Annotated in this window: 13 protein-coding genes; 5 read left to right on the plus strand and 8 right to left on the minus strand. The window is 66.9% G+C overall.

Annotation, left to right across the window (positions count from 1 at the left end; all coding sequences use genetic code 11):
• Positions 1-116 precede the first annotated feature (116 nt).
• The gene (locus OIM94_RS17605; protein ID WP_264607955.1) at positions 117-1,211 is read left to right on the plus strand and encodes a mechanosensitive ion channel family protein; all 1,095 of its coding nucleotides are present in this window, start codon (positions 117-119) and stop codon (positions 1,209-1,211) included.
• Here the strand turns inward: OIM94_RS17605 and OIM94_RS17610 are convergent.
• From OIM94_RS17610 to paoA, 7 genes are all read right to left on the minus strand, one after another.
• Positions 1,162-2,571 carry an alpha,alpha-trehalose-phosphate synthase (UDP-forming) gene (locus OIM94_RS17610; protein WP_264607956.1) on the minus strand — a complete coding sequence of 470 codons (1,410 nt, stop codon included), beginning with the start codon at positions 2,569-2,571 and terminating at the stop codon, positions 1,162-1,164. The genes OIM94_RS17605 and OIM94_RS17610 overlap by 50 nt on opposite strands.
• The gene (locus OIM94_RS17615) at positions 2,568-4,361 is read right to left on the minus strand and encodes a glycoside hydrolase family 15 protein (protein WP_264607957.1); all 1,794 of its coding nucleotides are present in this window, start codon (positions 4,359-4,361) and stop codon (positions 2,568-2,570) included. The genes OIM94_RS17610 and OIM94_RS17615 overlap by 4 nt, the downstream gene beginning before the upstream one ends.
• Positions 4,358-5,116 (minus strand): trehalose-phosphatase, encoded by a 759-nt coding sequence (gene otsB / locus OIM94_RS17620; protein ID WP_264607958.1) that lies wholly within the window; start codon positions 5,114-5,116, stop codon positions 4,358-4,360. Before otsB ends, OIM94_RS17615 begins: the two co-directional genes overlap by 4 nt.
• A 47-nt stretch (positions 5,117-5,163) precedes the next feature.
• Positions 5,164-6,504, minus strand: coding sequence for a chloride channel protein (locus OIM94_RS17625; RefSeq protein ID WP_264607959.1), 1,341 nt, complete (start codon positions 6,502-6,504; stop codon positions 5,164-5,166).
• A 208-nt stretch (positions 6,505-6,712) separates the two neighbouring features.
• A complete protein-coding gene (gene paoC / locus OIM94_RS17630) occupies positions 6,713-8,920 on the minus strand; it encodes an aldehyde oxidoreductase molybdenum-binding subunit PaoC (RefSeq protein WP_264607960.1) in 2,208 nt (735 codons plus the stop codon).
• Positions 8,921-8,923: 3 nt separating this feature from the next.
• Positions 8,924-9,874 carry an FAD binding domain-containing protein gene (locus tag OIM94_RS17635; RefSeq protein ID WP_264607961.1) on the minus strand — a complete coding sequence of 317 codons (951 nt, stop codon included), beginning with the start codon at positions 9,872-9,874 and terminating at the stop codon, positions 8,924-8,926.
• Positions 9,871-10,515: an aldehyde dehydrogenase iron-sulfur subunit PaoA gene (paoA, locus tag OIM94_RS17640; RefSeq protein WP_264607962.1), complete on the minus strand. Its 645-nt coding sequence runs from the start codon at positions 10,513-10,515 to the stop codon at positions 9,871-9,873. Before paoA ends, OIM94_RS17635 begins: the two co-directional genes overlap by 4 nt.
• A 293-nt stretch (positions 10,516-10,808) precedes the next feature.
• On the opposite strand from paoA, the gene OIM94_RS17645 reads away from it, so the two are divergent.
• Positions 10,809-13,742 (plus strand): TonB-dependent receptor plug domain-containing protein, encoded by a 2,934-nt coding sequence (locus OIM94_RS17645; RefSeq protein ID WP_264607963.1) that lies wholly within the window; start codon positions 10,809-10,811, stop codon positions 13,740-13,742.
• 64 nt (positions 13,743-13,806) lie between these two features.
• Here OIM94_RS17645 and OIM94_RS17650 read toward each other — a convergent pair whose 3' ends face one another.
• The gene (locus OIM94_RS17650) at positions 13,807-14,061 is read right to left on the minus strand and encodes a hypothetical protein (RefSeq protein ID WP_264607964.1); all 255 of its coding nucleotides are present in this window, start codon (positions 14,059-14,061) and stop codon (positions 13,807-13,809) included.
• 93 nt (positions 14,062-14,154) lie between these two features.
• Here OIM94_RS17650 and hemN point away from each other — a divergent pair, with 93 nt between their 5' ends.
• The 3 genes from hemN to OIM94_RS17665 all read left to right on the plus strand — a co-directional run bounded on the left by hemN (position 14,155) and on the right by OIM94_RS17665 (position 21,744).
• Positions 14,155-15,477 carry an oxygen-independent coproporphyrinogen III oxidase gene (gene hemN, locus OIM94_RS17655; protein WP_264607965.1) on the plus strand — a complete coding sequence of 441 codons (1,323 nt, stop codon included), beginning with the start codon at positions 14,155-14,157 and terminating at the stop codon, positions 15,475-15,477.
• A gap of 113 nt (positions 15,478-15,590) precedes the next feature.
• The gene (locus tag OIM94_RS17660; RefSeq protein ID WP_264607966.1) at positions 15,591-18,905 is read left to right on the plus strand and encodes a glycosyltransferase; all 3,315 of its coding nucleotides are present in this window, start codon (positions 15,591-15,593) and stop codon (positions 18,903-18,905) included.
• A 310-nt stretch (positions 18,906-19,215) separates the two neighbouring features.
• Positions 19,216-21,744 (plus strand): TonB-dependent receptor, encoded by a 2,529-nt coding sequence (locus tag OIM94_RS17665; protein ID WP_264607967.1) that lies wholly within the window; start codon positions 19,216-19,218, stop codon positions 21,742-21,744.
• The last annotated feature ends 230 nt before the right edge of the window (positions 21,745-21,974 follow it).

The following is a 21,974-nucleotide window of genomic DNA, read 5'->3' on the forward strand; positions in this document are numbered from 1 at the left end:
CCGTCGAGCCGAGCCGCCGCGAGGGGCCGGCTGCCGCCGCCAACCATCCCAGATTGGAACAGGTCCGGCCGCGGCAGGGTTGAGCGCGCGACCCGCAACCTTCGTCAGGAGCGAACATGCCGCGATTCATCGCCGACCTTCCTGCCTGGGTGACCAGCCTCACGTTGATCACCGCTGCCGTCCTGCTCGCCCTGCTCGTTCACCGGCTGGCATTCGCGGTCGCCCGTCGTGCGTCGGCCCGCACGCAGACCAAGTTGGACGACATGGCGATCCGGCGTCTGTATCGGCCCGGACGGTGGCTGCTGGTCGCGATCGCGCTGTCGTTCCTGCAGCCGGCGCTTGACCTGGGACCCGGCGGCACGCGGGCCTGGATGCAGGCGGCGGGCCTGCTGGTGCCGGGTCTGATCGGCTGGATACTGGTGGCGCTGCTCGGTCTGCTGTTCGACTGGGTGCTGGTGCGCGCCGACGTCAGCGTTGCGGACAATCTGCGGGCGCGACGGCGGCGGACGCGGGCGTCGATCCTCTACCGCGTCACGGTCTTCTGCATCTTGGTGATCACTTTCTGCCTGATGCTGATGAGCATCCCGAGCGTCCGCAGTATCGGCGTGACGCTCATTGCTTCGGCAGGCCTCGCCGCGCTCGCGGTCGGCGCGGCTGCCCAGCCTGCGCTCAAGAATCTGATCGCGGGGATACAGATGGCCTTCTCCGAGCCCATTCGCCTGGACGACGTGGTTATCGTGGAAGGTGAATGGGGCCGCATCGAAGACATCCGGCTGACCTATGTCGTGATCCGCATCTGGGACGATCGTCGGTTGGTGGTGCCCGTGTCGCAGTTCCTGGAGAAGCCCTTCCAGAACTGGACGCGCGAGACCAGCCAGTTGCTCGGCAGCGTGTTCTGGTACCTCGATCCCGCCGCGGACATCCCCCGGCTGCGCGCCAAGCTGGAGGAACTGGTAAGGGCCAATCCGCGCTGGGATGGCCGCTTCTGCAACCTGCAGGTGACCGACACCAAGCCCGAGGCGATCGAGGTGCGCGGGCTGATGACGGCCAAGGATGCCTCGACCGCGTTCGATCTGCGCTGCGACATCCGCGAAGGCTTGCTCGCCTATATCCGAAGCGAGATGCCCGAGGCGCTGGTCCGCACCCGCGGGCTACTCGACTTCACGCCTCGACCGGAAGCCGGGTCTCCGTCTCCATCGGCACGTTCCTGAGCTCCTCGGTGAACTTCTTGAGCCACCACATCACGTCCTGCGCGTCGACGCCCGCCTTCAGCGCCTGCCAGCGTTCGACCCGCTCCTCGATCGGCATGTTGAGCGCCTGGCAGATCGCGTCGGATACCTCCTCGGCGCTGTAGGGGTTGATCAGCAGCGCCTGCGGCATCTGCGCAGCGGCACCGGCGAACTTCGACAGGATAAGGACACCGGGGTCCTTTGGATCCTGTGCGGCGACATATTCCTTCGCCACCAGGTTCATCCCATCACGCAAGGGGGTAACCAAGCCGATCTTGGCGGCGCGGTACACGCCGGCGAGCATGTCGCGCGGATAGCCCTGGTTGACGTAGCGCAGCGGCACCCAGTCGAGATCGGCATGCGCGCCGTTGATCTTGCCGGACAGACCCTCCAGCGTGTTGCGGATCCGCTGATAGGTCTCGACGCTTGCGCGCGACGGCGGCGCGATCTGGAGCAGGAATACTTCCTTGCGCTGCTCCGGATAGGTGGTGAGGAAGCGCTCGTATCCAAGGAAGCGCTCCTCCAGCCCCTTCGAGTAATCGAGCCGGTCTACGCCGACGATCAGCGAACGGCCGACCGAACTGGTGCGCATCTGCTCGAAGGTCTCGCGGGCGGAGTCGCTTTCGGCGAGCGCGGCGAATTCCTTGGCGTCGATGCCGATCGGGCAGGCGACCAGCTTCACACTTTTCAGGCCAATGCGTAGCACGCCGTCGGGCTGGACCACCGCTTCCATCTCGGCGCGGGCGAAGTCGATGAAGGACTCCATCCACTCCTGGGTGTGGAAGCCGATCACGTCGTAGGCGAACAGCGTCTCGATCAGCTCGTGCGCCTTGGGCAGGCTGGAGAGCAGGCGGCGCGGCGGCCAGGGGATGTGGAGGAAGAAGCCGATGCGGTTCTTGCAGCCGCGGCGGCGCAGCTCTTGGCCAAGCGGGAACATGTGATAGTCTTGGACCCACACGACATCGTCGGTCTCGATCAGCGGGCGAACGGTCTCGGCGAAGCGCTCGTTGACGCGCTGATAGCCGCCCGCGAAGCCGCGCTCATATTCGGCCAGGTCGATCCGGTAATGGAACAGCGGCCACAAGGTCCGGTTCGCATAGCCGTTATAATATTCGTCGATGTCCTGCTCTTCGAGGTCGACCGTCGCGGTGGTGACGCCTTCGCTGCGCTGCATGCTGATCTGGCCGGTGAACTGGTCGGTCTGCTCGCCGGACCAGCCGAACCAGAGGCCGCCATTTTCGCGCAGGGCCGCTGCCAGCGCCACGGCAAGGCCACCCTGCGCCCCCGAATTCGATCCGGTGGGCGCGGTGACGCGGTTCGAGATGACGATAAGGCGGCTCAACGGATCGAACTCCAGGGTTTGCTCAGGAGGACGGCGCAATTGATCATGCCGACCAGCGAGTAGGTCTGGGGGTAATTGCCCCACAATTCCCCGGTCACGGGGTCGATATCCTCGGAGAGCAGGCCGGCGGCGGTGCGCCTGCCCAGCATCTCCTCGAACAAGGCGCGCGCTTCCTCGGTACGGCCGGTGATGTGCAGCGCTTCGATCAACCAAAACGTACAGAAGTTGAACGCGGTTTCGGGCAGGCCAAAATCATCCTCGGTATCGTAGCGCAGCATCGTCGAGCCGCGGCGCAGGCCGGCCTCCACTGCCTTCAGCGTGGAGACGAAGCGGGGATCGTCCGGTGCCAGGAAGCGCATCTCCAGCAGCTGGAGCAGGCTGGCGTCGAGATCGTCGCCCGAGAAGGTGGCGGAGAAGCGGTCCGTCTCCGCGCGCCAGGCCTTGTCGAAGATCGTCGTGCGGATCGTGTCGGCGCGGTGCTGCCAGAAGTCGCGACGCTCGGGGAGGTTCAGCACATGCGCGGCGTTGGCGAGCCGGTCGCACGCAGCCCAGCACATCGCCACCGAATAGGTGTGGACGCTCTGGCGGGTGCGCAGCTCCCACAGGCCGGCATCGGGGGAATCGTGATACTGCCAGGCGCGCTCGCCGACACGTTCCAGCGATTCGAAATCCTCGACGCTGGCGATGCGGTACAGCCGCTGGTCGAAAAAGGCCTGCACATTGGACAGGACGATCTGGCCATAGGCGTCGTGCTGGACCTGCTCATAGGCCTGGTTGCCGACGCGCACCGGGCCCATGCCGCGATAGCCGGCGAGATCGGGCGCCTCGCGCTCCTCCAGCGTCGCTTCGCCCAGCACGCCGTAGAGCGGCTGGATATGGCCGCCGCGCGGCTCGGCACGGGCATCGTCGACGATGTTGCGGAGATAGCCGAGATAGGTCTCCAGCACGTCGAGCGCGCCCAGCCGGTTGAGCGCCTGCACCGTGTAATAGGCGTCGCGGATCCAGCAGTAGCGATAGTCCCAGTTGCGCTGCGAGCCGGCATGTTCGGGAATCGAGGTGGTGAGCGCCGCCACGATCGCGCCGGTCTCCTCGTGCTGGCAGAGTTTCAGGGTGATGGCCGAGCGGATCACCACGTCCTGCCATTCCAGCGGAATGGCGAGGCCGCGGACCCAATGCTGCCACTCGGCGATGCTGTTGAGCAGCATATCGTCGACGGTCTCGGCGACGTCGCCGCTGAAGCTCTCGTCAGGGCCGAGGAAGAAGTGCAGCGGCTTCTCGACGCGGAACACGCGCTCTTCCTCCACCATGCCGACCGGCGCGGTGGTGGTGAGGCGCAGCGTCATCGGCTCGACCAGATAGCGCAGATGGTTGGAGCCGCCGATGCGGGTCTTGCAGCCTTTGCCCCAGCCGCAGGTGGGACGAAGCTTCACCCGGATGCGCGGACTGCCCGCGACCGGCTTGACGATGCGGGCGAAGGCGACCGGCCGGTACACGCGGCCTAGGCGCTGGAAGCGCGGGCAGAAATCGGTGACTTCGATCGCGTTGCCCGCCGCATCGGTGTGTCGGCTGACAAGAATGGGCGCGTTTCGCAGATAGTGCTGCTCGACTGAGACGACGCCCTCGAGCGCTATGTCCCAATAGCCGCCCTCGGCTTCCTCGCCGCCTACCAGCGCCGAGAAAAGCGGGTCGCCATCGACGCGCGGCACACAGCCCCAGACGAAGCGCCCGGCGCGATCGATCAGCGCGCTGACCTGGCAATTGCCGATCGGCCAGAGGTCGAGATTGGTCATGCCGGAACTCCCAGCGCAGCTGCCAGCCAGCCGAGCACGCCGGATACATCGTCGATCCGGTATCGTGCATCGGTCGCACGACCGGGGCCGACCAAAATGCCCGCGCCACCGAGCAACGCGACGGCGGAGAAGCCCGGCTCGTCCGTCACATCGTCGCCCAGGAACACCGGGCGACCGGGGGCGAAGCGCGGGTCGGCCATCAGCGTTCGGATCGCGCTGCCCTTGTCGCCGCCGGGGCTTCGCACTTCGACCATCATCTTGCCGTGCTGGAGGTAGAGGCCATGCGCCGCAGCCAGCCGTTCGCCCAGCGCGATCGCATCGGCTTCATGCTCGGGATTCATCCGATAATGAACGGCGGCGCCCAGCGGCTTGTCTTCCAGTACCACACCGGGGCGCGCCTCGGCGAAGGCGCGCAACGCCGCGAGCGATTCGACCAGCCCGACGGGACGCTCGGCGCGCTCGCGGCGGCCGTCCGACCAGCGAAACTCCATTCCGTGACTGCCGACGACCGACGGCGCATCCGGGCCGAGCATCGCGGCAAGGTCCTCGGCGGGGCGTCCGCTCACCAGAGCAAGCCGCCCTTCGAGCTTTTCCCCCAGCGCGCAGAGCAGGTCCGTTAGCCGACTGTCGACCACCACACCATCGGGATGATCGGCGAGTTCAACGAGCGTCCCGTCGAAATCGAGGAACAGGCTGGCGGCATCGAGCAGATCCGCCGGCGGCGGCATCAGCGAAACGGGTTCGCGGTCGGGCATGCAACTCCTCATCGGGGTGCCAACAGCCGGGCATTCCCACAGGTTCGTTACGCGCGCGCGCCCGATCCGTTCCCCGGTTCGGTCGATTCATGCTGCACCTGCGTTGTACCGAAGCGCAGCGACAGGCCGTGATACAGGCGTTCCTTTGAGACGAGCTGCGCTGCAACGTCCGCAATAAGCGCGGCGGCGAGCAACGGCAGCATCAGGCCGCGGCTGGCGGTGGTCTCGGCGATGATGATCACGGCGGTCAGCGGTGCCCGGACGACTCCGGTGAAATAGGCGACCATGCCGAGCAGGACGATCGTTCCGCCGGGTGCGGTGGGGAACATCGGTCGGACCAGATCGCCGACGCCGGCACCGACCGACAGCGACGGCGCGAAGATGCCCCCGGGGATGCCGGCGATCGCGGTGGCAAGCGTCGTGACGAACTTGGCCGGGCTGTACCACCAGGGGATCGCGCCGGTGGTGATGGCGGTGCGGGCAGCGTCATAGCCGGTCCCCCACGTCAGGCCCGTGCTGACGCCGAGCATGGCGACGACCAGGCCGCAGGCCGCGGCGAAAGCCAGCTTGTGGCGACGCACCACGACCAGGGGGCGCCAGTCCGATCCGCCGGCCGCGAGCATCAGCCGGGAGAAGAGGCCGCCGGCCAGCCCCCCGACGACCCCGGCCACCGGCGCGGCCAGGATCGCCTGACGCAGCGGCAAGGTGTCGCGCATCGCGCCGAAATAGACATAGTCGCCGGCGATTCCGAGGCTGGTCATGCCGGCGATCAGCACCGCGGCCATCACGAGCACGGCCATGCGCTGCTCATAGGCGGCGGCGAGTTCCTCGATCGCGAAGGCAACCCCGGCCAGCGGGGTGTTGAACGCCGCCGCCACGCCCGCTGCCCCACCGGCGATGAACACCGAGGCGCGGATCGGCACGCGGGCAATGCGGTGGGCATAGCCCATGATCGCGGCGGCGACCTGAACGGTCGGGCCCTCGCGCCCGGTCGAGGCGCCGACCAACACCGCGCCGATGGTAAGGGCGAGCTTCAGGATCACCGTCCTGGCGGCGGTGAGGCTGCGCATGGCTTGATCAGGGTCCCGGGTGGCGGCCATCACCTGCGGGATGCCGGATCCGACGGCGTCGGGCGCGAAGCGGCGGGTGGCCCAGGCGAATAACGCGAAGCCGGCGGGGGTGAGGAGAAGGGGGAGCCACCACTGGTTCTTTTCGATCGTCATGAACTGGCGTGCGGCCCAGTCGGCGGCTTCGGCGAAGGCGAGCGCGACCAGCCCGATCACGATCGCGCCGCCGAGGAAGGCAACACGACGGCGCCAGAACCGAGCAGTCGGTCCATGCCGGCGTGCGATCACGCGCATGCGACGAGCGGTTCGGTGGTGGTCCATGCACTCCCTCAGCCTGGCCCCCGCTGCGGGCGCTGTAGCGGGGGAGATAGGGGAGCGCTACCCCATGAACCTCGGCGGCACGAACCGACCGTGCGATCTCCGCTGATAAACTGAGGCTTTCACGAAGTGATCGTCATCCCCGCGAAGGCGGGGATGACCGAGTATTTTTGGCGCCAGGTTTCCCCTCCCGCTTGCGGGAGGGGGCACTTCACACGAACGCCGGCATCTTGGGCAGCAGCTTGTCGAGCGTTACCGGATAGTCGCGCACCCGCACGCCGCAGGCATTGTGGATGGCGTTCGCCACCGCCGCACCGACGCCGCACAGGCCGAGTTCGCCGACACCCTTCGCCTTCATCGGCGAGGTGGTGGGATCGGTCTCGTCGAGGAAGATCACCTCCTGGTGCGGGATGTCGGCATGAACCGGCACCTCATACCCGGCGAGGTCATGATTGACGAAGAAGCCGAAGCGCTTGTCGACCGCGAGCTCCTCCATCAGCGCCGAGCCGACGCCCATCGTCATCGCCCCGATCACCTGGCTGCGCGCCGACTTGGGGTTGAGGATGCGCCCTGCCGCGCACACCGCCAGCATGCGCCGCACCCGCACTTCGGCGGTCGCGGCGTCCACCGCGACTTCGACGAAATGCGCGCCGAAGGTCGACTGCTGGTATTTCTTGGCGAGGTCGCCATAGTCCATATAGTCCTCGGCCACTAGCTCGGCGCCCTTGGCCGCCTCAGCCAGCGCGACGCTGCGATTGCCCGCGCGGACCTTCCCGTCCTCGAACACCACATCGGCCGAGTTGAAGCCGAGCGCCGCGGTCACCTTGTCGCGCAGCATCGCGCAGGCGGCATAGACGCCCGCCGTCGAGCTGTTCGCACCCCATTGTCCGCCCGAGCCCGCCGAGGCCGGGAAGCTGGAATCGCCCAGCCGCACCACTACCGTGTCGAGCGGCACGCCCATCATCTCCGCCGCGGTCTGGGCGATGATGGTGTAGGTGCCGGTACCGATGTCGGTCATGTCGGTCTCGACCGTGACCACGCCCTTGCCGTCCAGCCGCACCCGCGCGCCAGAGCGGCCGTTGAGGTTGTTCCGGAACGCTGCGGCCATGCCCATTCCGATCAGCCAGCGGCCTTCACGGACGGCACCCGGCGCCTTCGCCCGCTTGGCCCAGCCGAACTTCTCCGCACCGATCTGCATGCACTGGTTGAGCTGGCGCTGCGAGAAGGGGCGGTTGGCGGCTTCGGGATCGACCTGGGTGTCGTTCAGTGCGCGGAATGCCACCGGGTCGATGCCCAGCTTTTCCGCCATCTCGTCCATCGCGATTTCGAGTGCCATCAGCCCCGGCGCCTCGCCCGGCGCGCGCATCGCATTGCCCTCGGGCAGGTCGAGCACCGCCAGCCGCATCGCCGTCAGTCGGTTCTCGCCGGCGTAGAGCAGGCGCGTCTGGCTCACCGCCGTCTCCGGCCCGCCGCCGGGCAGGTCTCCCGACCAGCTTTCATGGCCGATCGCGGTGATCTTGCCGTCCTTGGTGGTGCCGATGCGGATGCGCTGGATCGTCGCCGGACGATGCGTCGTGTTGTTCGCGATCAGCGGGCGCTGGAGCGCCACTTTGACCGGCCGCCCCGCCGCCTTGGCGCCGAGCGCCGCGAGGATCGCATCGGTGCGGACGAACAGCTTGCCGCCGAACCCGCCGCCGACGAAGGGCGACATCAGCCGCACCTTCTCCTTGGGCAGCCCCAGCGTGCGCGCCACATCACCCTTGCCCCAGTTAATCATCTGGTTCGAGGTCCACAGCAGCAGCTGGTCGCCGTCCCACTTGGCGGTGGAAGCGTGCGGCTCCATCATCGCGTGCGAATGGTCTGGCGTGGTGTAGCGCGCGTCGAGCTGGACGGGCGCGCTGGTGAAGGCGCCCTCGAAATTGCCGATCTTGCTTTCCGCCGGTCCGCCGAACCCTTCCTTGGGCAGCGTTGCATTGCTCATCTCGGCTTCGAGGTCGAAGCGGCCCTTGCCGCGCGCATAGTCGACGCGGATCAGCGACGATGCGGCTCGCGCCTGCTCGAACGTCTCAGCCACCACCAGCGCGATCGCCTGATGGTAATGCTCGATCTCGGGGCCGCCGAGCAGATTGGCAGTGTTGAAATTGCCCTTGGTCAGCTTGCCGGCATTCTCGGCGGTGACGATCGCCAGCACGCCCGGCGCGGCCTTGGCGGCGCTGAGATCCATGCCGGTGATCCGGCCCTTGGCGATCGCCGAGCCGAGCACATAGCCATAGGCAGCACCCGGCGCGACGTCGTGCCGCTCATAGGCGTAGGGCGCGCGGCCGGTGGTCTTGAGCGGACCGTCGATACGGTCGGTCGCCTTGCCGACCACCTTGAGGCGGTCGATCGGGTTGGTCGTGGCGGGGGTGTTGAACTTCATGGCTCAGCCCCTTGCTTCGCTCAGCACCGCGGCGAGCGTGCGCTCGGCCAGCTGGAGCTTGAATTCGTTGTCGTGGGTCGGCGTGGCGCCGGCAAAGGCGATCTTCGCGGTGGCGGCGGCACCCTTGGGCAGCGCGGCCTCGGCGGCTTCGACCCGCCACGGCTTGTGGGCCATGCCGCCAAAGGCGACCCGGCCGGTGCCGTCCTTCTGCACCACCGCCGCAACGGAGACGAGCGCGAAGGCGTAGGAAGCGCGGTCGCGAACCTTGTGGTAGAAATGCTTGCCGCCCAGCGGCTTGGGCAGGGTGACCGCGGTGATCAGCTCACCGGCCTGCAGTGTGTTGTCGAGGTGCGGCGTGTCGCCCGGCAGGCGATGAAAGTCGGCGATGGCGATCTTCCGGGTGCTACCGTCGGGCTTCACGGTCTCCACCGTTGCATCGAGCAGCCGCATTGCGATCGCCATGTCGCCCGGATAGGTGGCGATGCAGGCCTTGCTGGTGCCGATTACTGCGAGCTGGCGGCTGAACCCGCCGATCGCCGCGCAGCCGCTGCCGGGCTTGCGCTTGTTGCAGGGCTGGTTGGGATCGTAGAAATAGGGGCAGCGGGTGCGCTGGAGCAGGTTGCCTGCCGTGGTCGCCTTGTTGCGCAGCTGGCCGCTCGCGCCCGCGACGATCGCGCGGGTCAGCACCGCATAGTCGCGGCGCACGCGCTTGTCGGCGGCGAGATCGGTGTTGCGCACCAGCGCGCCGATGCGAAGCCCGCCGTTCGCGGTTTCCTCGATCCGGTCGAGCGCGAGCTTGTTGACGTCGATCAGATGTGCCGGCGTCTCGATCTCCAGCTTCATCAGGTCGAGCAGATTGGTGCCGCCGGCGATGAACTTGGCGCCAGGGGTCTTGGCGGCAAGCGCGGCGGCATCCGCCGGGCTGCTCGCGCGGGTATAATGGAACGCCTTCATGCCTGCCTCCGCCCCGCGGCCTCGCGGATCGCCTCGACGATGTTGGAATAGGCGCCGCAGCGGCAGATGTTGCCGCTCATGCGCTCGCGGATCTCCAGGTCGGAAAAAGCGGGGGAGGCGACGACGTCCGCGGCGACATGGCTGGGGATGCCGGCCTTGATCTCGTCGAGCACCGCGACGGCAGAGCAAATCTGGCCGGGCGTGCAATAACCGCACTGATAGCCGTCATGCTTCACGAAGGCTGCCTGCATCGGGTGCAGGTTCTCGGGGTTGCCCAGGCCTTCGATCGTGGTCACGCTGTCGCCGTCGTGCATCACCGCGAGGCTCAGGCAGGAATTGATGCGGCGGCCGTTGACGATCACCGTGCAGGCGCCGCACTGACCATGATCGCAGCCCTTCTTGGTGCCGGTAAGCTGGAGATGCTCCCGCAGCGCGTCGAGCAGCGTGGTCCGCGTGTCCACCGTCAGTTCGGCGGGCTTGCCATTGACCTTCAGCTGGAGGGGCAGGGTGGGTGGCGTCTCTATCGGCGCGATCGGCTCCTTGCTGCTGGCACTGGCCGGCAACGCCGTGGCGGTGGCGCAGGCTGCACCCCCGACCAGCACGCCGCGTCGCGATACGGCGATATCGGTTGAACGTTCCATCTCGGCATCCCCTGATTGCCTGTTTCGGCAATAATCGTTCGGCACTCGCAACGGTTCCCTCGGGCCCGAGCGTGTGTGACCTTTTATCCACTGCATGTGCGACCGGCAAATGTCCGGTGGGGCAACACTGCAAAAACACGGTGTGACGGATTTGCAACGGTTCCGTGACGAATTGTTTCCGGGATTGTCCATCATGTTGCCATGCACCAGCGGACGTGCAGACATGCGCCCCAGTGAAGGCGCAGCAATATTGCAAGGCGTTGACAAAATTCACAATCAAAAGGGGTCTTTTGATGACAACCGCATTCCGAAACTGCCTTCTCGCGTCGACCATGCTGGTCGCTGGGATCGCATCGCCCGCATTCGCGCAGCAACAAACCGTACCGGAGGCCGACAAGCCGGCCGAATCCGCGTCCGAGATCGTCGTCACGGGAACGCGCATCTCGCGTCCGGACCTCGAACTCGCCAGCCCGGTGAACGTCATCAGCCAACAGGAAATCCAGTTCCGCCAGCCGGGCACGGCGGATGACCTGCTGCGCAACCTGCCGGCGATCCGCCCGTCGATCGGCGCGGGCGTCAACAACGGCTCGGACGGCTCGTCGACGCTCAACCTGCGCGGCATGGGCGAGCAGCGTACGCTGGTTCTGCTCGATGGCCGGCGCCTGGTCCCCTACGGTCTGGACGGCCTGACCGACACCAACAACATCCCGGTTGCGCTGCTGCAGCGTGTGGAAGTGTTCACCGGCGGTGCGTCGTCCACCTATGGCGCGGACGCAGTGTCGGGCGTCGTCAACTTCATCACCCGCCGCGATTTTTCCGGCATCGACGCATCGGCGAGCTACCGTGTGTCCGAGCGCGGTGACAGCCAGCGGTTCAAGGCGGACCTCGTCGTCGGTGGGAACTTCGCCGATGGCCGCGGCAACGTCGTGCTGGCGATCGGCTACACCAAGGCCGATCCTCTGCTGCATCTCGATCGCAAGATCAGCGAAGTGCCGATCAGCTCCACCACCGGCGCGTTCGCCGGCTCCACCACCGCCGGCGTGACGATCTTCGGGTCGCCCAGCAACGCATCGCTCGGCCTTGCTGCCAGCAGCTTTGGCGCGGTGGTGAACCCGTCGACCGGTCTGCTGCAGACGGCGACCGCGAACGACACCTACAACACCAATATCGGCACCTATTTCCAGACGCCGCTGGACCGCATCAACGCCTATTCGGCCGCGCGCTACGAGATCACGCCGGGCGTCGAGTTCTATGGCTCGGCGATGTTCACGCGCAACGAGATCGCGACCCAGCTCGCCTCTTCGGGCACGTTCAACAACACCTACCAGCTGGCGCTGAACAACCCCTATCTGCCCACCGGCATCCGCAACCAGCTGTGCACCGCGCGCAGCATCTCGGCGGCGAACTGTGCCGCGGCCGCGGCCGTCCAGGGCGGCCCGGGCACGACCGGCTATATCGAGGTTCCGGTCGTCGCGCAGCGTCGCTTCACCGAATATGGCCCGCGCGGCAACGTGTTCGAATCGCAGATGTTCCAGGTGCAGGGCGGCTTCCGCGGCGAGATCGTCGCGGGTCTGAAGTACGACGTTTCGGCCCAGTACGGCGAAACCACGCAGAACCAGACCCGCCAGAACTGGGGCTCGTTCAGCAAGGTCCAGCAGGCACTGCGCGCCTATCGTGACGCCAGCGGCAACATTCGCTGCGCCGATACCACCAATGGCTGCGTCCCGCTGAACCTGTTCGGCCAGAACGGCTCGATCACCCAGGCGCAGCTCGCGTTCATCGACCTCGATGCGATCATCAACCGCAAGGTTCGCCAGACCGTGGTGACGGGCAGCCTTTCGGGCGATCTGTTCGCCTCCCCGCTGGCGACCAACAAGATCGCGTTCGCGGTGGGCGGCGAATATCGCAAGATCACCGCGGCCAGCCAGCCCGACGGCCCGTCGCAGGTGCAGGGCGAAGTGCTCGGCACCGGCGCGCGCACGCCCCCGGACGTGGGTCGCTACAGCGTGAAGGAAGTGTTCGGCGAATTGATCGCGCCGCTGATCGAGGATCAGCCCTTCATCCACAAGCTGACCGCCGAAGCCGGCATCCGCTATTCGGACTACACCACCACCGGTGGCAGCACGACCTGGAAGGCGGGCGGCACCTGGGAGCCCACCCGCGACCTCAAGCTGCGCGGCACCTATCAGGTCGCGGTTCGCTCGCCGAACATCCAGGAGCTGTACCAGTCGCCGGTCCAGGGCCTGGGCAACCTGACGGTCGACCCGTGCGCGGGCACCGCGGTGCTGTCCAACTCGCGTCTCGCCGCGCTGTGCGTGGCGACGGGTGCGCCGTCGAATACGATCGGATCGATCCCGCAGCCGAGCTCGGGCCAGATCAACAACACCTCGTCCGGCAACCGCAACCTTGATGTCGAAAAGGCCAAGACCTTGACCCTGGGCGCGGTGTTCACGCCGACCTTCCTCAAGGGCTTCTCGATGAAGGTCGACTATTTCCGGATCAAGGTGACCAACGCGATCACCCAGCCGGCACAGGCCGACATCCTGAACGGCTGCTATTCGGCTTCGCTCAACCCCAACTACGTCAACAACGCGTTCTGCGCGCTGATCGGGCGTAACCCGCTGAACGGCACGCTGAACGGCGCGGGCGACACGCCGGGCGTCATCCTGGGCTATTCCAACCTGGGCCGGATCAGCACCGCCGGCATCGACCTCGGCGTCGATCAGCGCGTGCTGCTCGACGACATCGGCATCAAGGACAGCGGCGCGATCTCGATCGGCTTCAACGGCACCTGGCTCGATTACTATCGCTTCCAGGCCAACCCGAACTCCATCGATCGCAACTGCACCGGTCGCTACAGCGCGGGCGGCTGCACCAATCCGCGTGCCAAACTGCGCTGGAACGGTCGCCTCACCTATGACCGCCAGGCCTTCGACGTGTCGCTGCTGTGGACCCATATCAGCCATGTCAGCCTCGAGGATCCGATCGGCAGCATCCTGCCGCGGTTCGCGCGCATCCCCGCCTACGACTATTTCGACCTGTCGTTCGGCGTGCGCCCGACCAAGAACCTCAACCTGAACCTCACCGTGAACAACCTGCTCGACAAGGATCCGCCGCTGGTGGGTTCGGGCGTTGGTGGCACCGCCTACAACAGCGGCAATACCTTCCCGACGATCTACGATCCGATCGGGCGTTCCTTCACCGTGGGTGCGCGCCTGACCTTCTAAGACAGGCTGTCGCCGGATATGGGGCGGTGGACCAAGCGGTCCGCCGCCCTTTTTCCTGGGTGGGTCAGCCTTGCGTGTCGGACAGGTCCATGAAGTTGCGGGCGGCCTCGCGGTCCGCGTCGTCCTCGAACGTCGCTTCGAGATCGGGTGCGCTGCCCAGCATGAACAGCAGCGCCCAGAGCGCGAAGCGGCGGCCGCGATCGGTCTCCAGACCAAGATCGACCTTCATCCGATCGATGCCCGAGGCCAAGGCGGGAGGGGTAAGAGCGCCAAGATCGGCGGTGCCGAAATAGCGCAGGAGCTGATCATCTAGTTGCATGGCGCCACCGCCTAGGCGCGTCCCGGCCCGCCAGCAAGAATAGGGGATATTCCCAAGCGACGAGGCGGCGGCGGGGGTTCATGCGCGTGGAGCATGTGGACCTATCATCCCGATCTGCTCGCAACGCCGGTGCCGCGCTACACCAGCTATCCCACGGCTGCCGAGTTCTCGGACGGGGTGGGGGCAGTCGAGCTGGGCACGGCGCTGGACCGGGTGGAGCCCGATACCGAGCTTTCGCTCTATCTCCACATCCCGTTCTGTCGCGAGATCTGCTGGTATTGCGGCTGCAACACCGGCGCCGCCAACCGCGCTGCACGCCTGGACGCCTATCTGTCGCGGCTGTCGGACGAGATCGAACTGATCGCCCGGCGGCTGGGCGGGCGCGGGCGGGTGGGGCGGATCGCCTTTGGCGGCGGCAGCCCCAATGCCATCGCGGCCCCTGCGTTTACCCGGCTGGTCACGCAGGCCCGGCAGGCGTTCGCGGCTGCCGATCCGGTGCTGTCAGTGGAGATCGATCCGCGCGGCTTCGATGACCGTTGGGCGGCGGCGCTGGGCGCGGCCGGCGTGTCGCGCGTCAGCCTCGGCGTGCAAAGCTTCGACCCCGTTCTCCAGGCTGCGATCGGCCGCGTGCAGCCACGCGCGGATATCGCCGCGGCCGTCGCCTTGCTGCGGCAGGCGGGCATCGCCTCGATCAACTTCGACTTGATGTACGGCCTTCCCGGCCAGACCGCCCAGGCCCTTGCCGCGTCGATCGACGAGAGTATTGCCCTAGGCGCCGATCGCCTTGCCGTGTTCGGCTATGCGCATGTACCGCACCTGATCCCGCGCCAGCGCCGCATCGATGGCGCGGCGCTGCCCGGTGCCGAGGCGCGCTTCGAGCAGGCGGGGCTGGCGCATGCCCGGCTGGTGGATGCCGGCTACGCCGCGATCGGCTTCGACCATTTTGCGCGGCCTGGCGATGCCATTGCGGTGGCCGCACGCGAGGCGCGGTTGCGGCGCAACTTCCAGGGCTTCACCGAGGACGAGGCGGAGGTGCTGATCGGCCTGGGCGCCAGCGCGATCAGCGCCTTCCCCGGTCTGCTGGTGCAGAACGAGAAGAATGCCGGTCGCTGGCACATGGCGATCTCGTCGGGGCGGCTCGCCGGCGCGCGCGGCGTGTGCCGCTCTGCCGAGGATCAGTGGCGCGCGGCGGCAATCGAGGAGCTGCTGTGCCAGGGACGGGCCGATCTGGGCGGGATCCGCGGCCGCGGTGCGATCGCCCTGCGGCTGGCCCGGTTCGCGGCACTGGGGCTGGTACGCTGGGAGGGAAGCGTGCTGCTGCTCGCGCCGGACGCGTTACCCTATGCCCGGGTGATTGCCAGCGCGCTGGACGGCTATCGCGGCGCTGCCGCCGCCCGCTTCAGCAGCGCGGTATAAGGGCTCGGGGAATCTACAGAAGCGCGATGGTATAGCGCCGGTTCATCGGCGATCCTATAAGGCGCGTGCCCGACCCGCGCCGGGGATCATCTGCGCGTTCCGAAAGAGCCTTCATGTCGCGTCCCGTATTTTTCGATCCCACCGGAAGCCGGAAGCGCTGGACGCTGCGCACGGTGTTCGCGCTGATCGGGGGCGTGCTGGTGGCGGCGATCGTGTTCGCCGCGACGATCGTGAACGTGCCGCCGGCGCAGGACCTGCCGGTGCGCTGGGAGAATGCCAAGCCCGCCGCGCTTCGCTCGCTGAGCGCCCGCGGCGAGCCGCGGCGGCAGCGCTGGCTGCCCGGCACCGCCTCGAAGAAGCCCGGCGCGCCGCTGACCGTGGGCTTCTACGTGCCCTGGGACCAGGCAAGCGCCGACTCGCTTCGCCGCAACATCGGCGATCTCGATTGGGTGGTGCCGGCCTTCGTGACGGTGAACGGCCCGGCCCATGCCATGCAGGTGATCGACGATCCCCGCTTCGCCAACATCCTTGCTGGCGCGCGTCGCCCGCCGCGGGTGCTGCCGATGGTGCAGAACATCTCGGAGGAGGCGTGGGATTCCGCCGGCGCATCACGGCTGATCGCCAGCCCCGCGGCGCGTGCCAAGCTCGCGCGCGATCTCGCCGCCATGGTCAAGGCGCGCAACCTTACCGGGCTGGTGATGGACTTCGAAAGCCTGCCGCCCGCGTCGCTGCCGGGCTATATCCAGCTGCTCGATCAGATTAACAAGGCGATGCCGAAGGACAAGCTGCTTGCCGTCACCGTTCCGGCGGGGGATAGCAGCTGGGATTTCAAGCGGTTCGCCGCGGTCACCGACCGCGTCTTCCTGATGAACTATGACGAGCATTGGCAGGGCGGCACGGCCGGCCCGATCGCCTCGCAGCCCTGGTTCGTCGAGGAGCTTCGCCGCGCCGTCGCGCAGATCGGCACCCAGAAGCTGATCGTCGCCCTGGCCAGCTATGCCTATGATTATCATGGCGACGGCACCGACGCGATGAGCATCGAGGAAGCCTGGTCGGCCGCGCGCGACAGCGAGGCCAAGGTCACCTTCGACAAGACGAGCGGCAACAGCGCCTTCGCCTATGACGAGAACGGCAAGCACCACGAGATCTGGATGGTCGACGCCACCGCCACCTGGAACCAGCTGCAGGCGGTGCGGGCGGCCGGTGTCGGCAGCGTGGCGCTGTGGCGCCTGGGGTCCGAGGATGCCGGGGTATGGACCGCGCTGCTCGCCTATCGCCATGGCGGGAGACCGGACCTGAGCCGCATCGTTCCGGCAACCAATGTCGACGTGGAAGGGCCGGGCGAGATCCTGCGCGTGACCTCCACGCCAACGATCGGGCAGCGCGCGATCAGCTTCGATGCCGCCAACATGATCCGCGATGTGCAGTATCCCGTACTGCCGACGCCTTATGTGGTGATGCGGACCGGCGCCTCGAAGAACGAGATCGCGCTGACCTTCGACGACGGCCCCGACCCGGATTACACGCCGCGGATCCTTGACATCCTGAAGGCCGAGCATGTGCCCGCCACCTTCTTCATCATCGGCGAGAACGGGCTGCAGCACCCGTTGCTGCTGCGCCGGTTGGTGGCCGAAGGGCACGAGCTGGGCAACCACACCTATACCCATCCCAATCTCGCCACCACCTCGGCGGCGAGCACGGCCCTGGAGCTGAACGCCACCCAGCGGCTGGTGCAGGCCTATACCGGGCGCGGCATGCGGCTGTTCCGTGCACCCTATTTCGGGGACGCCGAGCCGACGACTCCGGACGAGCTCGACCCTGCCGTGGTGGCCCAGAAGCAGGGCTACACGGTTGTCGGCCTCCACGTCGATCCCGACGACTGGAAGCGGCCCGGTGTCGACGCGATCGTTCAGGGCGTGCTCGACGACGTCGCCTCTGCCGAGCCCGACAAATCGACTAATGTGGTGCTGCTGCACGATGGTGGCGGCAATCGCGAGCAGACGATTGCCGCATTGCCCCGCATCATCCATGAGCTGCGTGCGCGGGGCTACACGTTCGTGCCGGTGTCGAAGCTCGCCGGCCTCAGCTATGACGAGGTGATGCCGCCGATCCGGGGCAATGATCTGCTCGCGGTCCGCGCCGATGTCGCGATCTTCGTGGCGCTCGCCGCCATCGCCTCCGGTCTGCGCTGGATGTTCTTCATCGCGATCACGCTGGGCATCGCCCGGGCGGTGATCCTGGCGGCGCTCGCGCTGCGCCAGCGTCGCCGCGAGCGGGGTGCGCCGCCGCAGTTCACGCCGACCGTCTCCGTGATCATCCCGGCCTATAACGAGGAACGGGTGATCGAGCAGTCGGTGCGCCGCGTGCTCGCCAGCGACTATCCGGCGATCGAGCTGATCGTCGCCGACGACGGATCGAAGGACCGCACCAGCGAGATCGTCGCGGCCGCCTTTGGCGACGATCCCCGGGTGACGCTGCTCACATTGGTAAATGGCGGCAAGGCCGCCGCACTCAACCGCGCCTTGCGCGAGGCAAAGGGCGAGGTGATCATCGCGCTGGACGCGGATACGCAGTTCGAGACGGAGACGATCGGCCGCCTCGCGCGCTGGTTCGCCGATCCGCAGCTGGGTGCGGTGGCCGGGAGCGCCCAGGTGGGCAACCGCGTGAACCTCGTCACCCGCTGGCAGGCGGTGGAATATATCACGGCGCAAAATCTCGAACGGCGCGCGCTGGCCGGCTTCAATGCGATCACCGTGGTGCCGGGCGCGGTCGGCGCGTGGCGCCGTGCGGCGCTGGACGCGGTGGGCGGCTATCCCGAGGATACGCTGGCCGAGGACCAGGACCTCACCATCGCCATCCAGCGGGCCGGCTGGCGGGTCACCTATGATCCCGATGCGGTCGCCTGGACCGAGGCGCCGGAGAGCTTCCGGGCACTCGCCAAGCAGCGCTATCGCTGGGCGTTCGGCACGCTGCAGTGCCTGTGGAAGCATCGCGGCCTGTATCGCGACAGGAATGCGCGCGGGCTGGCATGGATCGGCCTGCCGCAGGCCTGGGTGTTCCAGATCATCTTCGCGGCAATCTCGCCGCTGATCGATCTGGCGCTGGTTTCCGCGATCATCGCTACCGGCGTGCGCATCGCGCAGCATGGCTGGGAGCAGACCCGCGGCGATGTCGGCACCATGGCGATCTACTGGGTCGCGTTCACCTCGATCGACGTGGGCTGCGGTTGGGTGGCCTATCGGTTGAACAGTCGTCGCATTCGCTATCCCGCACTGCTGCTGGTCGCGCAGCGCTTCGTCTATCGCCAGCTGATGTACTGGGTGGTGCTGCGGGCGATCAGCTCGGCGCTGGGGGGATGGTTCGTCGGCTGGGGCAAGCTGGAGCGTACCGGCCGCGTCGGCGGCGGCGAGGCAGCCGCCGCCGAATAGCGCAGGGGCGGCGACAGGCGCATTCTGGCGGGGGCGACAGGCTGCTCGAGAAGCGGCCTCCGTCCGTGTTGTAAATTTGCATCGCTGACAAATTTTCGATGCACGAGGCGGAATATCCGGTACCCTTTACCAAGAATAGAAGCGCACCCAGCATACCGCGTCCGCCGGATTTCCGGCATTTTGTCTATTCGATGAACTGAACATGAAACTACCGCGTCTTTGCTGTGGCGGTAGATGTAACAATGCTGCCAAATCCCCTGCCTAGTGCGCGCCCCGAACCACACAGACTCAGTCTCGGGGAAACCGCTTCATGTTCGATCGTTCGACCTTCCGCCTCTCGCTGCTTGCGGGTGCCACCCTGCTCGCGCTGTCCGCGGCGCCCGCCTTCGCCCAGAGCCAGACGGCCGAGCCGTCCGCGCCGGCGGTGCAGCCGGAAGGCCTGGCCGATATCGTCGTCACCGCGCAGAAGCGCGAGACCAACCTGCAGCAGACGCCGATCTCGATCAGCGTGCTGAGCGACGCCGCGCTGAAGGAGCGTCACGTCCAGAGCCTGTACGACCTCGCCGACGGCGCGGTGCCCAGCCTGCGCGTCGCCACCTTCGAAGCCCGCCAGTCGGCGCTCACCGTCGGTATCCGCGGCATCGTTCCCCTCGACGCCAACCAGCCAGCCCGCGAGCAGGGCGTCGGCATCTATGTCGACGGCGTCTATCTCGGTCGCCAGCACGGTCTGAACGCCGCGCTGTTCGACATCGAGCGCGTCGAAGTGCTCAAGGGCCCGCAGGGCACGCTGTTCGGTCGCAACACCGAAGGCGGCGCGCTCAGCCTCGTCAGCCGCGCGCCCAGCGGCGAGTTTGGCGGCCGCGTCAATGCCGGCATCGCCAATTATGGCGGCTACAATGCCGATGCGCATCTCGATCTGCCGGAATACAAGAATTTCTCGCTGAAGCTCGACGGCGTGGTGCAGCACCAGGATGCGACCACCAAGAACCCGCTCGCGGGCCAGACCGGCTGGAACTATTATGACCGCCACGGCTTCCGCGCGGCGGTCCGCTGGAAGCCAGTCGACGGCCTCACCGACGATTTCAGCTACGACAATGGCTATGACGCCAACACCCCGTTCTACAGCCAGCTGCTGAACTACAATCCGAACGGCTGCGTCGCCGGCGCCCAGTCGGCCGTGCCGGCCTGCACCCTGCCGGGGACGCAGTACGCCACGCTCACCGGCACGGTGAAGTCGCTGCTGCCGGGCGTCGTCGTCAACGGCAGCAGCCGCATGAAGACCGCCGATATCGGCGTGCCGCAGCAGCCGAGCATCGATAAGACGCACGGCTTCACCAACACGCTGAAGTACAAGCTGAGCCCCGAGATCGAGCTGCGCTCGATTACCGCATGGCGCGGCGTGACAGCCACCCAGTGGGACAATTCGGGGGGCTACCACCGCGTGCCGGTCGTGACGCTGCCGGCGATCGGATCGACGGCCACCACCTGCACCGTCGCCGCGCCTTGCGGGTTCAGCCGCTACAGTCTCGCCAACCTGCGCCAGACCCAGTTCAGCCAGGAATTCCAGGCGGTGGGCTCGGTCGACCGGTTCGATTACGTCGCCGGCCTCTATTACTTCAACGAGCATGTCAGCGACGACGCGGCCACGCCGAACTCGAACGGCATCGTGGCGACCACCAACGCGGCAGGGCAGGTCACCGGCTACAATTACGTGATCCTCGATCCGTGCACCGGCTCGGGCGGCTTCGGCTCGCAGCCGGGATGCCGTTCGATCGACCGCGCGTCCGAAGTCTGGTCGAAGAGCTATGCCGCCTATGGCCAGGTCACCTGGAACGCCACCGACATGCTGCACCTGACGGTGGGCGGCCGCTACACGCACGATCAGAAGAAGGGCGTGCTCCATTATTCGCGCAACATCAATTACGACACGGACACGGTGCGCGCCGCGGCCAATGGCTACAAGCCGCTCGACAAGAGCTGGGATCGCTTCAACCCGATGGTCACGCTTGCCTATGACGTGAGCGACTCGGTCCACGCCTATGCGAAATACGCGACCGGCTACCGCGCCGGCGGCGCCAGCTCGCGCACCTCGAACTATCAGGCGTTCAACCCGGAAGACGTGAAGTCGTACGAAATCGGCCTGAAGAGCGATTTCTGGGACCACAAGGCCCGCCTGAATCTCGCGGCGTACATCATGGACCGCAAGGACAGCCAGGTCGACATCAGCTCGATCCAGACCACCGCGACCGGCAACTTCAACAATCTCGTGACCATCAATGCGCCGGGCAATACCAAGATCCGCGGCATCGAAGCGGACCTGACCGTGAAGCCGGTGCAGGGCCTGACGCTCAATGCATCCTACGCCTATACCTACACCCGCATCCCGCCGGTGCTGATCACCGCGACCGCCAATGGCGCGTCGACGAGCGTGTATCAGAACTTCTACATCGTGTTCACGCCGCGCAATGCCGCCAGCGGGTCGATCGATTACGCGCTGCCGCTGAAGGGGGCCGATCTGCGCTTCCACCTGGACGGCAACTATTCGCAGGCGACCCAGGCGTTCGACCAGTTCGCCACGAAGAACGATGCGTCGCTGATCTTCAACGGCCGGATCTCGCTCGCCAACATCAACCTGGGCGCGATGCAGAACGTGACCTTCAGCGTGTGGGGCCGCAACCTGTTCAACAAGCAGTATGTGTTCCGCCGCGATCCTTCGAACAGCCTGCCGGGCTCGCCGACGACCAACGTGACGAGCGGCAGCATCAACAACGTCCTCGGGGACTATGGCAACTTCAACGCACCGCGCACCTTCGGTGGCGAGGTGGCGGTGAAGTTCTGACCCTTTGCCTGCCGCTCCGGCGGCAGGACCGAATATGAGCGCGGCCCGGGCGACCCGTTCGCCCGGACCGTTCTGTACCTGCGGGATAGGGCCGCATCCTGCCACCACGCCGTGACGGATGCGCAGCGTGGCCGAGGCGGCACGCGGGGGTCGCGCCGCTACGTGCGGGCGGACGCGTCAGAATCTAGGGAATACGCGGGGGGAGCATCTCTGTCGGGCGGCGGCATGGA

The organism is Sphingomonas sp. R1 (assembly GCF_025960285.1).
Lineage (GTDB): Bacteria > Pseudomonadota > Alphaproteobacteria > Sphingomonadales > Sphingomonadaceae > Sphingomonas.

Bases quoted from the DNA above. Each gene is read 5' to 3' on its own strand.
- OIM94_RS17605 (WP_264607955.1), top strand. From the start codon at position 117: ATGCCGCGATTCATCGCCGACCTTCCTGCCTGGGTGACCAGCCTCACG.
- OIM94_RS17615 (WP_264607957.1), bottom strand. From the start codon at position 4,361: ATGACCAATCTCGACCTCTGGCCGATCGGCAATTGCCAGGTCAGCGCG.
- otsB (WP_264607958.1), bottom strand. From the start codon at position 5,116: ATGCCCGACCGCGAACCCGTTTCGCTGATGCCGCCGCCGGCGGATCTG.
- OIM94_RS17625 (WP_264607959.1), bottom strand. From the start codon at position 6,504: ATGGACCACCACCGAACCGCTCGTCGCATGCGCGTGATCGCACGCCGG.
- paoC (WP_264607960.1), bottom strand. From the start codon at position 8,920: ATGAAGTTCAACACCCCCGCCACGACCAACCCGATCGACCGCCTCAAG.
- OIM94_RS17635 (WP_264607961.1), bottom strand. From the start codon at position 9,874: ATGAAGGCGTTCCATTATACCCGCGCGAGCAGCCCGGCGGATGCCGCC.
- paoA (WP_264607962.1), bottom strand. From the start codon at position 10,515: ATGGAACGTTCAACCGATATCGCCGTATCGCGACGCGGCGTGCTGGTC.
- OIM94_RS17645 (WP_264607963.1), top strand. From the start codon at position 10,809: ATGACAACCGCATTCCGAAACTGCCTTCTCGCGTCGACCATGCTGGTC.
- OIM94_RS17650 (WP_264607964.1), bottom strand. From the start codon at position 14,061: ATGCAACTAGATGATCAGCTCCTGCGCTATTTCGGCACCGCCGATCTT.
- hemN (WP_264607965.1), top strand. From the start codon at position 14,155: ATGTGGACCTATCATCCCGATCTGCTCGCAACGCCGGTGCCGCGCTAC.
- OIM94_RS17660 (WP_264607966.1), top strand. From the start codon at position 15,591: ATGTCGCGTCCCGTATTTTTCGATCCCACCGGAAGCCGGAAGCGCTGG.
- OIM94_RS17665 (WP_264607967.1), top strand. From the start codon at position 19,216: ATGTTCGATCGTTCGACCTTCCGCCTCTCGCTGCTTGCGGGTGCCACC.